The sequence below is a fragment of the Mycobacterium sp. genome (genome assembly GCF_025965855.1).
Lineage (GTDB): Bacteria > Actinomycetota > Actinomycetes > Mycobacteriales > Mycobacteriaceae > Mycobacterium.
Map to the genome: position 1 here is coordinate 1 of NZ_JAOPWB010000300.1, position 13,127 is coordinate 13,127.

Consider the following 13,127-nt stretch of genomic DNA (forward strand, 5'->3'; position numbering starts at 1 on the left):
GTTCCGGCGCCATCAGGCCCACGACCGGGTTCGCCGACAGCAGCGGGGCGGCCGGGCCGTCCGGCGGGAAATGCTCGGGCGCTCCGAGATTGACCACGGCGTGCACCGCGGTGCGCTCGCCCTGCATGAGCTCGACATCGACGACGCTGATGCGGCGGCCGCGCTTGCGGAAGGAGGTCAGCAGCCGCATGGGCCCGGGATCCGGCGCCCACAGGAAGCTCGCCGACACCGTGACTGGTTCCAAGACCGGTTGCGGTCCGCCCGGCCCTCCGCCGCACGCGGTCCGGGCGGCGTTGGCGCAGAGCGCCAGCATCGCGCCACCGTGCACCTTGGGCCCGATGGTCCAGTGCTTGTTGAGCTCGCCCTCGTACACGCCGGGTCCGGCCTCCCGCAACGTCATCGCGGTGGTGAATAACGCGTTCATGTGCTCCTGGGCGTCGGTCTTTCGATAATCACCGCATCAGGTGTGTGCGGGCGAACTGCAACGATTCGGCGAGCATGGCTTCGCGCTCCTGGGCGGACCGCGCGCTCGAGGTGGACACCTCCAGGATCACGTGGCCGGCGAAGCGACCGCCGGCGAGCATCTGGCACACCTCGGCGGTGGGTTGCGTGCCGCGCCCGGGCACCAGGTGCTCGTCGGCGGGCAGCCCGCTGCCGTCGCACAGGTGCAGGTGAACCAGGCCCTCGCCCATCCGCCCGGCCATGTCCAGCGAGTCCGTGCCCGCCGTCGCGGTGTGGGACAGGTCCAGCGTGTAGTGCGCGTGGTCGCCGTCCAGCGGGTCGTAGGACGGCGCGAACGCCGAGATCGCCGGGCCGGGGCCGCCGCCCCGCCTGCGCATCCGCTCGCGTGACTGCCCGGCCCCGAAGAATCTGTCCGCCCGGAACGGGAACATGTTCTCCACGGCGACCATCACGTCGCTGGATTCCTCCAGGGCCGAAACCTGCTCGCTGAAACCCTCGGCGTAGCGCCGCTGCCAGCGAAACGGCGGGTGCACGACGACCGTCTGCGCGCCCAGCTTTTCGGCGGCCCGCACGCTGCGTTCCAGCTTGGGAATCGGGTTGGCGCCCCACACCCGCTGCGAGATCAGCAGGCACGGCGCGTGCACGGACAACACCGGGACGCGGTAGCGCCGGGACAGCTGCTTGACGGCGTCGACGTCCTGGCTGACCGACTCGCTCCACACCATCAGTTCGACCCCGTCGTAGCCGAGCCGGGCCGCATATTCGAAGGCGGCCTCGGCCCGCAGTGGGTACACCGAGGCCGTCGACAGGCCGACTTTGATTGCTGGGCGCACTGTCTGTGTATGGCGCCCTAGCCCGACTGCAACGACAGCGCCAACGGTCCCAGGGTGATCAGCGCCCCCACCGCAACGGCGATCAGCGTGCTGGCGATGTCCTCGGTCTTGCGAACCACCCGGACCCCCACCACCAGGCCGAGAATGACCAGCACCGAGAGCACCAATGCCACGATGCTGTTCCAGCGCCACAGCTCGTCGAACGCGACGAACAGCCCGGCCCCGAACGCGACGGCCAGCATCGACTGCAACACGATCAGGGTGCCCCGCCACAGCGACTCGAGCCTGCCGGGCCCTTCGTGCGGCTCCTCGGCCTCGCGGTCGGCTGCGAGGCCGTCCGCGTCGAGTCGCTCTTCGGCCAGCGAGTCCACAGACCGCTCCGCGCGCTCCGCGCCGCGCCGACGCGCCACCTCATCGGCCAGCGTCTGGCCGCCGAACAGCGTGGAATCCGACTCTAGGTAGGAGCGAACGTAGGCGGAATCCTCGGCCGCCTGTTCGGCTTCGCGCACCTCGGAGTCCATCACGTCCACCGGGAAGTCGGCGTAGTGATCCACCGGGTCCGGACTCATGTCCTCGGCGCCGGACTGGCCGGCGCGATCGGCCGGCACCTCGGTGTGCGGCATGGGCCGCGGGTAGGCGCTGCGCTCGGGCCCCGACAGGCGTTGGGGCTGCGGCGGTGACTTGGGCCAGCGCGGCTCGGGTTCGGACCAGTACGCGGTCTTGGGCTGTTCCTCGGTGACCTGCTCGGAAGTCACCCCTGGGCGCGTCTCCGCGGCCGGTTCGGCGACCTGGACCGTCCCGTTTGCCCCGTGAGCGTTCTGGTCGTCGTCACGGATGATCGGGGTCTCGCCGGTTAGTTCGGCGACCGTGACCGCGTCGCTGTCGCCGCGCCGACGGCGGCGCCGCCGGGTGACCGACGGTTCGCCGATGGTTCCATTCCTGGCCAGCAGTTCGGCAACCGAGATCGGTCGGGTGCCAGGGCTCTCGGTCTCGGAGTGTGGTCCGGTCATGATTTGTCGCCTCTCGATCGGTTGGCGTTCCGATCAGCTTTCTGACCTCCAGCATCCCGCACGGAACTGTCGACGAGCGAAGTTCCGTCGGCTTCGCTGTCGAGTTTTCGCAAGATGAGACCTTCCCGTAATGCCCACGGGCAGATATCCACGGCTTCGATCGACAGCACTCGCATACTCGCCTCGGCCACCAGGGCACCCGCCACGATCTGGGGCGCCCGCTCGGCGCTTACTCCCTCCAGCTCAGCCCGGTCAGCGGTCGTCATCCTAGAGATGAAAGCTATGAGTTGCCTGAGGCCGTTTGCGGTCAGCATCCTCTTCACCCGCGGGCCGGCCGCCGACGGCGCCGCCCCGGTGAGCCGTGCCAGCGAACGGAACGTCTTCGACGTGGCGACCGCGAGGTCGGGGGCACCGGCGTCGAGCACCGTTTCGCAGGTTTGCGCGAGCTCGGCGTCCAGCCAGTCCCGCAGCATCGCCACCCGGCGCCGGCCGGGCGGATCGTCGGGCAGCCATTCGCGGGTCAGTCGCCCCGCACCCAGCGGCAACGACAGCGCGACCTCGGGCTCCTCGTCGACACCGCTGGATAACTCCAGCGAGCCCCCGCCGATGTCGAGGTTGATGATTCGCCCGGCGCTCCACCCGTACCACCGGCGCACCGCCAGGAAGGTCAACCGCGACTCGTCGACGCCGCGAAGCACCTCCAGCTCGACGCCGGTCTCTTTGCGCACCCGCGACAGCACGTCGTCGGAATTCTCGGCGTCGCGGACCGCCGATGTGGCGAAGGCCATCAGCTCCTCGCAGCCAGAGCTGTCCGCGATCTTGGCGAACTCGTCGATCGTGGAGACCAACTTGTCGGCGCCGCGCTTGGTGATCTTTCCCGAGTTGTCGAGGGATTCGGAGAGGCGCAGCGTGGCCTTGGTCGAACTCATGGGCGTCGGGTGCCCGCCGCGGTGGGCGTCAACCACCAACAGATGGACCGTATTGCTACCCACGTCGAGCACGCCTAACCGCACAGAAACAACCTAGCCGGGTGACGACGCGCGCCGCGAAGCGGCGCGAGGTGGGGGCACCCCAGCCGCGCGAGCGGCGAGGGGGCGAGCCCGGCAATTCAGCCCTGTCGCGCAACGATCGGTGTGCCGCGGAGGGCGGCAGTGTGTCAGCGGGGCAACCAGGCGGAATCGTGGTCTAACGTTGACAAAATGGCGAATCCGCACCCAGAAACGGGACGCGCGGGTCAAGAGGTCGAAATGGACTTTGCCCGTGAGTGGGTGGAGTTCTACGACCCGGACAATCCCGAGCACCTCATCGCGGCCGACCTTACCTGGCTGCTGTCGCGTTGGACATGCGTATTCGGCACCCCCGCGTGCCGCGGCACGGTGGCGGGCCGCCCCAACGACGGGTGTTGCTCCCACGGTGCGTTCTTGTCCGACGACGACGACCGCGCGCGGCTCGACGATGCGGTCAAGACGCTGACCGACGACGATTGGCAATTCCGCGAAAAGGGCTTGAGCCGCAAGGGTTATCTGGAACTCGATGAGCATGACGGCCAGCCCCAGTACCGCACCCGCAAGCACAAGGACGCATGCATCTTCCTCAACCGGCCGGGCTTCGCCGGCGGCGCCGGATGCGCACTGCATACCAAGGCCCTCAAGCTGGGCGTGGCGCCACTGACCATGAAACCCGATGTCTGCTGGCAGCTGCCGATCCGGCGCAGCCAGGAGTGGGTGACCCGGCCCGACGGCACCGAAATCCTCAAGACCTGGGTCACGGAATACGATCGCCGCGGCTGGGGCTCCGGTGGCGCGGACCTGCACTGGTATTGCACCGGTGATCCGGCCGCCCACGTCGGCACCAAGCAGGTCTGGGAAAGCCTGGCCGACGAGCTCACCGAGCTGCTCGGCGCGAAGGCCTACGCGGAGCTGGCGGCAATGTGCAAGCGCCGCAGCAAGTTAGGGCTCATCGCGGTGCATCCGGCCACCCGGGTCGCCGAGTAACCCGGGCCATGGCTTAGGTGTCCTGAGTTTTCTTGTACGACAACACCATTCGCAGCGCGCTGGCGTGTAGGTAGCCCTCGACCGCCGCGGCTGCCGCTTCCGCGTCGCGCGCCAGCACCGCGTCGGTGATCGCGCGCAGGTCGGTCACCACCGGGGCGGCGTCGTCGTAGGCCCCGGTGAGCTCGTGCTCGCGGCCGCCGAACGCGTGCTCGACCCAGCGATACATCAGGCCCAGCGCGCGGTTGCGACTGCTGTGGATGAGCACCCGGAAATAGGCGAGGTCGGCGGCCTGGCGCGCCGCGGCCCCGTCGGCCTCCCGCACCGCCGCCAGCGCGGCGACCAACGCCTCGGCATCGTCGGGCGCGCCCCGTTGCGCCGCCAAGCGGCCGATCAACGGGCCCAGCGCAGCCCGGATCTCCAGCAGTTCGGCCAGGAACTCGGGGCCGAGCTTGCGGACCAGCGCCTCCACGACCGCGGGATGGGTGAGCGCCTCGGGGTCGCGCACCACGTTGCCGCTGCCGTGCCGAGCCTCGATGAGGCCCATCTGCTGCAGGCGGGCCAGCCCTTGGCGCAGCGACGTGCGGTTCACGCCGAGCTGCTCGGCCAGCTCCCGCTCGGGCGGCAGGGTCGAGCCGGGCGCGAAGGCGCCGTCGAGGATGGCGTCGGCGATCGACGCGGCGATCTGTTCATCGACCCGCTGCCGATCCGGCGGCTGCAGCACACTTGACTGGTTCATTGGCTCAACCAATATAGTGGGCCAATCGGGCGCGGGGCATCAAGCACGCATCCGCGTCCCAACCGGAGGTGGCACATGGACGACGAGCTGCGATCGGCCCAAGCCCCGCGCTGGCGGGGCAAGCCCGGCCGCCTTGAAGTCTGGTACGCCACCCTGTCGGATCCGCTGACACGCGCCGGGCTGTGGATCCACTGCGAGACGGTGGCCCCGCTGCGTGCGGCGGAAACCCCCTACGCGCACGGCTGGGCGACCTGGTTCGCGCCCGACGGCCCGCCGCGCACCGAGCGGTTCGGCCCCGAACCCACCCGGCCGGCCGCGGGCACGGCCTGGTTCGACGCGGCCGGGGTGCGAGCGGCCCCGGAAAAGCTGACCGGCAGCGCCCGATCGCTCGCGTGGGACCTGTCGTGGAAGGACGCCGGCACGCCGCTGTGGACGTTTCCCCGCGCGGCGTGGGAGCGCGAGTTGCTGCCGGGCGCCCAGGTGGTCCTCGCGCCCACCGCCGAGTTCGCCGGCTCATTGACCACAGAATTTCCAGCCGGCGCCGCGACAGCCATCGACGGCTGGCGCGGCGGGCTCGCCCACATCTACGGGCACGGCAACGCCAGGCGCTGGGGATGGATCCACGCCGACCTCGGCGACGGCGACGTCGTGGAGGCCGTCACCGCGGTGTCACACAAACCGGGGCTGCGCAGGCTTGCGCCGATGGCGTTCGTTCGCTTCCGCATCGACGGAAAGGATTGGCCCGCAGGCCCTTTGCCGTCACTGCGGATGCGGACGACGCTGGGTGTGCGGCACTGGCAGCTGGAGGGGCGTATCGGTGGCCGCCGGGTGCTCATCCGGGTCGACCAGCCACCGGCGAGGTGCGTGAGCCTGGGATACACCGATCCCGACGGCGGCCGCGCGGTGTGCACCAACACCGAGCAGGCCGACATCCACATCGAAATCGACGACCGGCACTGGTCGGTGCTGGGAACCGGGCACGCCGAGGTCGGGCTGCGCGGCGCCGAGGCACCGCAGATCAACGAAAGGATCCCGACGTGAGCTTTGTTCTCGACCCGCCGCTGCTGTTTGCCGCCGGAGTGTTCATCGAGCGGCGGCTACCCTCGGACCGCCGCGATCTGGCCGAGGCCGCCACGCTCGGGGTCTTCTTCGGCGGCTCGTTCGGGCTCTACAACAACGTGCCCGGGCTCGGAGTGCTGTGGCGGCCCTTCCGCGCTCAGAACGGGCGCGACTTCATGTGGAACAGCGGCGTTTTCGGCGTCGACACCGTGGAGGCGGGCTGGCCGCTGCACGCGGCGGCGGGCGCCATCTTTGCGACCTATCCGTTCTTCATCAAGTTGGGGCGCCGGCTCGGACGCCTGATATGAGCCGTCTCGCCGATCGGGCCGGGACCTCGTTGGCGTCTTTCGGCGCCGCGCTGCTGCCCGAGGAGTGCGGCGGCCCGGCACCGGCCCAGCTCGTCGATCGCGTGGAGCGCTACCTGAAACGGCTGCCCGCGACCTCGCGGTTGGCCATGCGGGCCGGATTGCTCTCGGTGGCCGCGGCGAGCTACCTCACCAGCGGCCGCTCACTGTCGCGGCTCGACGCCGGCCAACGGGAACGGGTGCTGCGGCGGGTCGCCGCGCTCAGCCCCGAGACCGGTGCGGCCGTCGAAGCGATGAAGGCGATCGTGCTGCTCGCCAACGGCGCCGAAACCTTTGCACCGGAACTGCTTTCGCGGGCGCAGCAGCACGACCCGGCGCGCCCCGATGCGCCCTTGACCATCACCGCCTCGGCCGAGAGCCGCTCCGTCGTCGCCGCCGACGCGGTGATCGTGGGTTCCGGCGCCGGCGGTGCGATGGTGGCGCGCACCCTGGCGCGGGCCGGCTTCGACACCGTGGTGCTGGAGGAGGGACGCCGCTGGACGGTGGAGGAATTCCGTACCACCCATCCGATCGACCGCTACGCCGGTCTGTACCGCGGCGCGGGGGCCACCGTCGCGCTGGGACGCCCGTCGGTGGTGCTGCCCATCGGCCGGGCGGTCGGAGGCACCACCGTGGTGAACTCCGGCACCTGCTACCGGCCGCCGCCAATCGTGGTGCGGCGCTGGCGCGATGACTTCGGCCTCGACCTGGCCGATCCCGACCGGCTGGCCGAGCGCCTCGACGACGTCGAACGCACGCTGCGGGTCGCGCCGGTGCCGCTGGAGATCATGGGGCGCAATGGGCGCCTGCTGCTGGACGCCGCGACGACGCTGGGCTGGCGGGCGGCGCCGATCCCGCGCAACGCGCCTGGCTGCGAAGGCTGTTGCCAGTGCGCGATCGGCTGCCCACGAAACGCCAAGTTCGGCGTGCACCTCAACGCGTTGCCGCAGGCGTGTGCGGCGGGGGCGCGGATCATCTCGCACGCCCGCGTCGAGCGGGTGCTGCACCGGCACGGTCGCGCCCGCGGGGTGCGCGCCCGCCGGCCCGACGGCACGGCGCTGGACGTCCTCGCGGACACCGTCATCGTCGCCGCCGGCGCCACCGAGACGCCGGGGCTATTGCGGCGCAGCGGTTTTGGCGCACATCCGCGCCTCGGCCGAAATCTCGCGCTGCATCCGGCGATGATGCTGGCCGGGCGTTTCGACTTCGACGTCCTCGCGTGGCACGGCGTGCTGCAAAGCGCGGCCGTCCACGAGTTTCACGCGTCCCATGGCGTTCTGATCGAAGCGACCTCGACGCCGCCGGGGATGGGCTCGATTGTCTTTCCCGGCTACGGCGCCGAGCTGCTCGGCTGGCTGGACCGCGCGCCCCAGGTCGCGACGTTCGGCGCCATGGTGGCCGATCGGGGCGCCGGCTCGGTGTCCTCGGTGCGCGGCGAGACGCTGGTGCGCTACAACATCGCCCGGTCCGACGCCGCCAAGCTGATGGTCGCGATCGAGGCCATGGGCCGGCTGCTGTTCGCCGCGGGCGCCGTCGAGGTGCTCACCGGATTGCCCGGGGCGGCGACGGTGGCGTCGCTGCCCGCGCTGCGCGATGCGCTGGGCCGAAGCGACGCGCGAAGCCTGCACCTGGCCGCCTTCCACCCCACGGGGACCGCGGCCGCGGGCGCCGACGAGCAGCTGTGTCCGGTCGACGAAACCGGACGGCTGCGCGGCGTGGACGGCGTGTGGGTGGCCGACGCGTCGATCCTGCCCAGCTGCCCGGAGGTGAACCCGCAGCTGTCGATCATGGCGCTGGCGCTGGGCGTCGCCGACGAGGTCGTCAGCGCCCGCTGAGTGTGCATCCACGGCTTTGCGTATGCGTCTAGGGCGACGACACGCCGACCAACTCCGCCCTCGGTACACGCTCAACGCCCTCAACTCACACTCGTCGCCGAGCTGCCGAGCTGCTGACGGCCCCCGGCGCCTTAGCCCTCGAGCTTGTATCCCAACCCGCGCACCGTGACCAGGTGCACCGGGTTGGCCGGGTCGGCCTCGATCTTGGACCGCAGGCGCTTGACGTGGACGTCGAGTGTCTTGGTGTCACCGACGTAATCCGCACCCCACACCCGATCGATCAGCTGGCCGCGCGTCAGCACCCGCCCGCTGTTCCGCATCAGGTATTCGAGCAGGTCAAATTCCTTCAGCGGCAACGTGATCGTGTCGCCGTTGACGGAGACGACGTGGCGCTCGACATCCATCCGGACCGGCCCGGACTCGAGCACGCCGTCGCTGATCTCGGAGTCGTCGTCGCCGCCCCGGCGCAGCACCGCGCGGATACGGGCGATCAACTCGCGCGCCGAATAGGGTTTGGTCACATAGTCATCCGCGCCCAGCTCGAGGCCGACCACCTTGTCGATCTCGCTGTCGCGCGCGGTCACCATGATCACCGGCACGCTGGAACGGGCGCGCAGCTGCTTGCACACGTCGGTGCCCGACATGCCCGGCAGCATCAGGTCGAGGAGCACGATGTCGGCACCGCCTCGATCGAACTCGGCGAGTGCCGCGGGCCCGTCGGTCACCACCGTGGCCTCAAAACCCTCCTTGCGCAACAGGAATGCCAGAGGATCGGCCAGCGACTCCTCGTCCTCCACGATCAGCACACTCGTCATGCGCGCCACTCCTTCTCATCGCGTCGCTCTGCATCGTCGTTAGCGCGGGTCATCGACTTAGTTCTTCCTCTCGTTGTGACCTGCTGGGCCGCACCTCGCGACCCCGCGGTTGCCCGGATTCCTCGTTGCCGTCTTTGTAGGCGGGAATGGAAAGCGTGAACGTCGATCCGGTTCCCGGCTTGCTCCACACGCCGATGCTGCCGTTGTGGTTGGCCGCAACGTGTTTGACGATGGCGAGTCCCAGCCCGCTGCCGCCGGTGGCCCGCGAACGCGCCTTGTCCCCGCGGAAGAACCGCTCGAAGACGCGCACCTGGTCTTCCAGCGCGATCCCGATGCCGCGGTCGGTCACGGCGATCTCGATGTTGTCGCCGCGGCGGCGACGGCTGATCGACACCGGCGAACCCGGGGGCGAATACGCGATCGCGTTGGATACCAGGTTGGCCAGCGCGGTCACCAGCAGCGTTTCGTCGCCCAGCACCCGCAGGTCGCTGGGCGCGTCGGTACGAACCTCGATATCGGCGTTTTCGGCGGCCACCTTGTGGCGTGAAATCGCTTCGGACACAATGGTATCGACCTCAACGTCGGTGACGTTGGGCAACGGATCGGCCCCCTGCAGCCGGGACAGCTCGATCAGCTCGGCGACCATGTCGCCGAGTCGATTGGCTTCCACGAGCACCCTCTCGGCGAAGCGGCGAACGGTTTCGGAGTCATCCGCGGAGGCCAGCAGGGCCTCGGCGAGCAGCGCCATGGCGCCCACCGGGGTCTTGAGCTCGTGGCTGACGTTGGCCACGAAATCGCGCCTGGTGGCCTCCATCCGGGCGTAGTCGGATTGGTCGTGGACGAACACCACCGCGAACCGGCGGTCCTCTTCGCTCAGCAACCGCGCCTGCCCGTGCACCGACAGCCCCGAGCGGCCGGCCGCGCGTTTCGCCGGTCGCAGGTCGAACTCGGCGTCGACGCCGCTGAGCGCCTGCTGCGCGGCCTGCCAGGCCTGGTCGTCGAGTTGCCGATCCCGCACCAGGCCCAACTCCCTGGCCCGGTCGTTGAGATAGACGACGTCGCGATGCGAATCCACCACCGCGGCTCCGAGCGGCATCAGCGCGACGATGCGTTGCAGCATCTGCGCGACGGTGATGCCCGTCCATTCGGTGGAGGATTGCTGACGGCGTTGGACCGCCCGCGGCGCCAGCCGGACCCCGGCCGCAACTCCTACGGCCAGCGCCAGCACGGACAAGACCCCGGCCAGCAACAGCGCCGAGAACACAGTCACAACAAAATCCTACAAATTTGGTGAACGCCGCCCTAGCGGGGCGAGGCCAAAATCGTACAAGTCACATCTTGCGCTATAGGTATTCCGCTTCCGTTCACTCGATGTTTGGCAAACAGGCCTTTAAAAGCGGGCGCGGGCATTCGATCGACCTCAGCCGCGCCCCTGGCTGGCAACCGCGGCGGCACCCGCCGCGGCCGCCTCCGGGTCCAGATACGTCCCGCCTGGTAGCACCGGCCGCATGTCGGCATCCAGGTCGTAGCGCAGGGGAATGCCGGTCGGGATGTTCAGCCCGACGATCTCGTCGTCGGACATCTCGTCCAGGTGCTTGACCAGGGCGCGCAGCGAGTTGCCGTGCGCGACCATCAGCACGGTCTTGCCGGTCCGCAGATCGGGGACGATCACGTCGGTGAAATACGGCAGGAAGCGGGCCACCACGTCGGCGAGGCATTCGGTCAGCGGGCCGCCGCGGATGTTGGCGTAGCGGGGGTCGGTGTCCTGGCTGAATTTGCTGCCCCGCTCGATCGGCGGCGGCGGCGTGTCGTAGCTGCGCCGCCAGGTCATGAACTGCTCCTCGCCGTAGCGCTCCTTGGTCTCGGCCTTGTTCAGGCCCTGCAGCGCGCCGTAGTGGCGTTCGTTGAGCCGCCAGCTGCGCCGCACCGGGATCCACAGCCGGTCGGCGGTGTCCAGCGCCAGGTGCGCGGTGGTGATCGCCCGCCGCAGCAGCGAGGTGTAGAGCACGTCGGGCAGCAGCGCGTGTTCCGTCAACAGCTCGCCGCTTCGCACCGCCTCGGCCCGGCCCTTCTCGGTCAGGCCGACGTCGACCCAGCCCGTGAACAGGTTGAGGGCGTTCCAGTCGCTCTCGCCGTGGCGCAGCAGCACCAGCGTGGCAGTGTGTCCCATGCCGGCAAGTCTCTCACGCAGTGCTAATCGTCGTCTTCGTCGATGAGGTGGGCGAACGCCTGCAGGTTCTTCAGCGACTCCCCGCGCGACACGCGCCACTCCCACTCTTTCTGTATCGATGAGCGAAAACCCAACTCCAGCAGCGTATTAAAGTCCGAATCCACCGCCTCGAGCACCTGGCCGAGCACCCGGTCGATCTCGTCGGCGTCGACCGACGCCAGCGACATGCGGCCCACCAGGTAGATGTCGCCGACGTTGTCCAACGTGTAAGCGACCCCGTAAAGCCGGCGATTTCGCCTCAACAGGAACCGGTAGACGCCCTCGTGGTTTTCGTCGGGCTTGCGGCACACGAACGCCTCCACGCGCACCGAATGCTCGCCGATGCTCAGGATGGTGTTGGTCTTGAGCTTGCGCTCGCCGGGCAGCTCCACCACCAGCCCCGGCAGCCCATCGTGCGCCCCAGGGAATTCCGAGTAGGTGAGCCCGCTGGCCTGCAGCGTGTGCTCGATCACGGCCTGCACGGCCGAATTCACGCGTCCACTCCGCGGCGCGTCGCCCAGCGGCGGGGCTTGCGCATCGACGCCCGGTCGCGGAACCGGCGCTGGCGCATGGCGGTGAAGTCGCCGATCGCGCGTCGATAGCTGGCCAGCAGCGCGTCGGTGGTGTTGTCCCAGGAGAGCGTGGCGGCGTGGGCGGCGGCCGCGCGGCCCATCGCCTCCGCCCGCGGCGCGGGCAGGCCCAGCAGCCGATCGAGGGCATCCGCCCAGTCGCCGACGTCATGCCCGGACACGAGGGCACCGGAGATCCCGTCGCGCACCGCCACCGGCAGACCGCCGACCGCGGCGGCCACCACCGGCGTGCCGCACGCCTGCGCCTCGACGGCGACGAGCCCGAACGACTCCGAATAACTCGGCACCGCAACAAGATTGGCGGCCCGGAACAACGTGGCCAGGTCCGCGCGGGACTGCGGCGGCAGGAACGTCACCCGGTCGGTGATGCCGAGTTCGTCGGCCAACCGAACCAGTCCGTCCGGGGCCAGGCCGCTGCCCGACGGGCCGCCGGCTACCACGATGCGCACCCCTGGCAGTTTCGCGGCGGAGCGCAGCACGATGTCGGGCGCCTTGAGCGGCTGGATCCGCCCGACGAAGGCCACCACGTCCTCATCGAGCGGCAGGCCAAGCGCGGCGCGGGCCGCCGCGCGGTCCCCCGGGCGGAACACGTCAAGATCGACACCGGGGTGGACCACATCGATTCGCGCCGGATCGGCGTGATGGATCGAAATCAACTGTTGCGCTTCGTCATCGGTGTTGACGATCAGCCGGTCCGCCTCGTCGACCACCTGCTGCTCCCCCACCGTGCGCAGCGGCGGCTCGGGCGCGTCGCCGTCGGCCAGGGCCGCGTTTTTCACCGCGGCCAGCGTGTGGGCGGTGTGCACCAGCGGCACCGCCCAGCGGTCGCGGGCCAGCCATCCGACCTGCCCGGACAGCCAGTAATGGGAGTGCACGATGTCGTAATAACCCGGCTCGTGCGACGCCTCGGCGCGCAGCACCCCGGCCGCGAACGCACACAGCTGAGTCGGCAGGTCGTATTTGTCCAGGCCCTCGAACGGCCCCGCCACCACGTTGCGGACCAGCACGCCCGGCGCCACGTGGGTGACCGGCGGATCGGCCGACGCGGTGGCCCGGGTGAAGATCTCCACCTCGATGCCGCGCCGGGCCAGGTGCAACGCGGTTTGCAGCACATAGACGTTCATGCCGCCGGCGTCGCCGGTCCCCGGCTGGGCCAGCGGTGAGGTGTGCACGGCCAACACCGCAACGCGGCGCGGGTCATTCAGCCGGAGGACATCGTCGTGCCGCACACTGTCATCTT

The 13,127-nt window shown here is 69.8% G+C and carries 14 protein-coding genes; 4 read left to right on the plus strand and 10 right to left on the minus strand.

Translation table 11 applies throughout. From position 1 onward, the window contains the following. The 4 genes from JWP83_RS25685 to JWP83_RS25700 all read right to left on the minus strand — a co-directional run. The coding region (locus tag JWP83_RS25685; RefSeq protein WP_297736846.1) for an acyl-CoA thioesterase domain-containing protein at positions 1–424 on the minus strand (424 nt) is incomplete at its 3' end. Positions 425–452: 28 nt separating this feature from the next. Continuing rightward, positions 453–1,295, minus strand: coding sequence for a sugar phosphate isomerase/epimerase (locus JWP83_RS25690; protein ID WP_297736849.1), 843 nt, complete (start codon positions 1,293–1,295; stop codon positions 453–455). A gap of 17 nt (positions 1,296–1,312) precedes the next feature. Then, positions 1,313–2,305: a hypothetical protein gene (locus JWP83_RS25695; protein ID WP_297736852.1), complete on the minus strand. Its 993-nt coding sequence runs from the start codon at positions 2,303–2,305 to the stop codon at positions 1,313–1,315. Then, positions 2,302–3,318: a Ppx/GppA phosphatase family protein gene (locus JWP83_RS25700; RefSeq protein ID WP_297736855.1), complete on the minus strand. Its 1,017-nt coding sequence runs from the start codon at positions 3,316–3,318 to the stop codon at positions 2,302–2,304. The genes JWP83_RS25695 and JWP83_RS25700 overlap by 4 nt, the downstream gene beginning before the upstream one ends. 186 nt (positions 3,319–3,504) lie before the next feature. Between JWP83_RS25700 and JWP83_RS25705 the strand changes: the two genes are divergently transcribed. Next, positions 3,505–4,299, plus strand: coding sequence for a hypothetical protein (locus JWP83_RS25705; protein WP_297736858.1), 795 nt, complete (start codon positions 3,505–3,507; stop codon positions 4,297–4,299). Positions 4,300–4,312: 13 nt separating this feature from the next. Here the strand turns inward: JWP83_RS25705 and JWP83_RS25710 are convergent, their stop codons facing one another. Then, positions 4,313–5,035, minus strand: coding sequence for a GntR family transcriptional regulator (locus tag JWP83_RS25710; RefSeq protein WP_297736861.1), 723 nt, complete (start codon positions 5,033–5,035; stop codon positions 4,313–4,315). A gap of 75 nt (positions 5,036–5,110) precedes the next feature. Here JWP83_RS25710 and JWP83_RS25715 point away from each other — a divergent pair, with 75 nt between their 5' ends. The 3 genes from JWP83_RS25715 to JWP83_RS25725 are packed head-to-tail and all read left to right on the plus strand — an operon-like array spanning position 5,111 to position 8,273. Next, complete coding sequence (locus tag JWP83_RS25715) at positions 5,111–6,076, plus strand: hypothetical protein (RefSeq protein WP_297736864.1); 966 nt, start codon at positions 5,111–5,113, stop codon at positions 6,074–6,076. Continuing rightward, positions 6,073–6,402, plus strand: a complete 330-nt coding sequence (locus tag JWP83_RS25720) for a hypothetical protein (protein ID WP_297736867.1) — start codon at positions 6,073–6,075, stop codon at positions 6,400–6,402. Before JWP83_RS25715 ends, JWP83_RS25720 begins: the two co-directional genes overlap by 4 nt. Continuing rightward, positions 6,399–8,273 (plus strand): GMC family oxidoreductase, encoded by a 1,875-nt coding sequence (locus JWP83_RS25725; RefSeq protein ID WP_297736870.1) that lies wholly within the window; start codon positions 6,399–6,401, stop codon positions 8,271–8,273. Before JWP83_RS25720 ends, JWP83_RS25725 begins: the two co-directional genes overlap by 4 nt. Positions 8,274–8,404: 131 nt before the next feature. On the opposite strand, the gene regX is transcribed toward JWP83_RS25725, so the two are convergent. The 5 genes from regX to mshA all read right to left on the minus strand — a co-directional run bounded on the left by regX (position 8,405) and on the right by mshA (position 13,116). Next, positions 8,405–9,088 carry a two-component sensory transduction protein RegX gene (gene regX / locus JWP83_RS25730; RefSeq protein ID WP_046187060.1) on the minus strand — a complete coding sequence of 228 codons (684 nt, stop codon included), beginning with the start codon at positions 9,086–9,088 and terminating at the stop codon, positions 8,405–8,407. Positions 9,089–9,137: 49 nt separating this feature from the next. Further along, positions 9,138–10,358, minus strand: a complete 1,221-nt coding sequence (locus JWP83_RS25735) for an ATP-binding protein (RefSeq protein ID WP_297736880.1) — start codon at positions 10,356–10,358, stop codon at positions 9,138–9,140. 150 nt (positions 10,359–10,508) lie between these two features. Next, on the minus strand, positions 10,509–11,258 hold the full coding sequence (locus JWP83_RS25740) for a phosphoglyceromutase (protein ID WP_297736884.1): 750 nt from the start codon (positions 11,256–11,258) through the stop codon (positions 10,509–10,511). A gap of 23 nt (positions 11,259–11,281) precedes the next feature. Continuing rightward, complete coding sequence (locus tag JWP83_RS25745) at positions 11,282–11,791, minus strand: YbjN domain-containing protein (RefSeq protein WP_297736886.1); 510 nt, start codon at positions 11,789–11,791, stop codon at positions 11,282–11,284. Further along, a complete protein-coding gene (gene mshA / locus JWP83_RS25750) occupies positions 11,788–13,116 on the minus strand; it encodes a D-inositol-3-phosphate glycosyltransferase (protein WP_297736889.1) in 1,329 nt (442 codons plus the stop codon). Before mshA ends, JWP83_RS25745 begins: the two co-directional genes overlap by 4 nt. Positions 13,117–13,127: the final 11 nt, after the last annotated feature.

Bases quoted from the DNA above. Each gene is read 5' to 3' on its own strand.
- JWP83_RS25695 (WP_297736852.1), bottom strand. From the start codon at position 2,305: ATGACCGGACCACACTCCGAGACCGAGAGCCCTGGCACCCGACCGATC.
- JWP83_RS25705 (WP_297736858.1), top strand. From the start codon at position 3,505: ATGGCGAATCCGCACCCAGAAACGGGACGCGCGGGTCAAGAGGTCGAA.
- JWP83_RS25710 (WP_297736861.1), bottom strand. From the start codon at position 5,035: ATGAACCAGTCAAGTGTGCTGCAGCCGCCGGATCGGCAGCGGGTCGAT.
- JWP83_RS25715 (WP_297736864.1), top strand. From the start codon at position 5,111: ATGGACGACGAGCTGCGATCGGCCCAAGCCCCGCGCTGGCGGGGCAAG.
- JWP83_RS25725 (WP_297736870.1), top strand. From the start codon at position 6,399: ATGAGCCGTCTCGCCGATCGGGCCGGGACCTCGTTGGCGTCTTTCGGC.
- regX (WP_046187060.1), bottom strand. From the start codon at position 9,088: ATGACGAGTGTGCTGATCGTGGAGGACGAGGAGTCGCTGGCCGATCCT.
- JWP83_RS25740 (WP_297736884.1), bottom strand. From the start codon at position 11,258: ATGGGACACACTGCCACGCTGGTGCTGCTGCGCCACGGCGAGAGCGAC.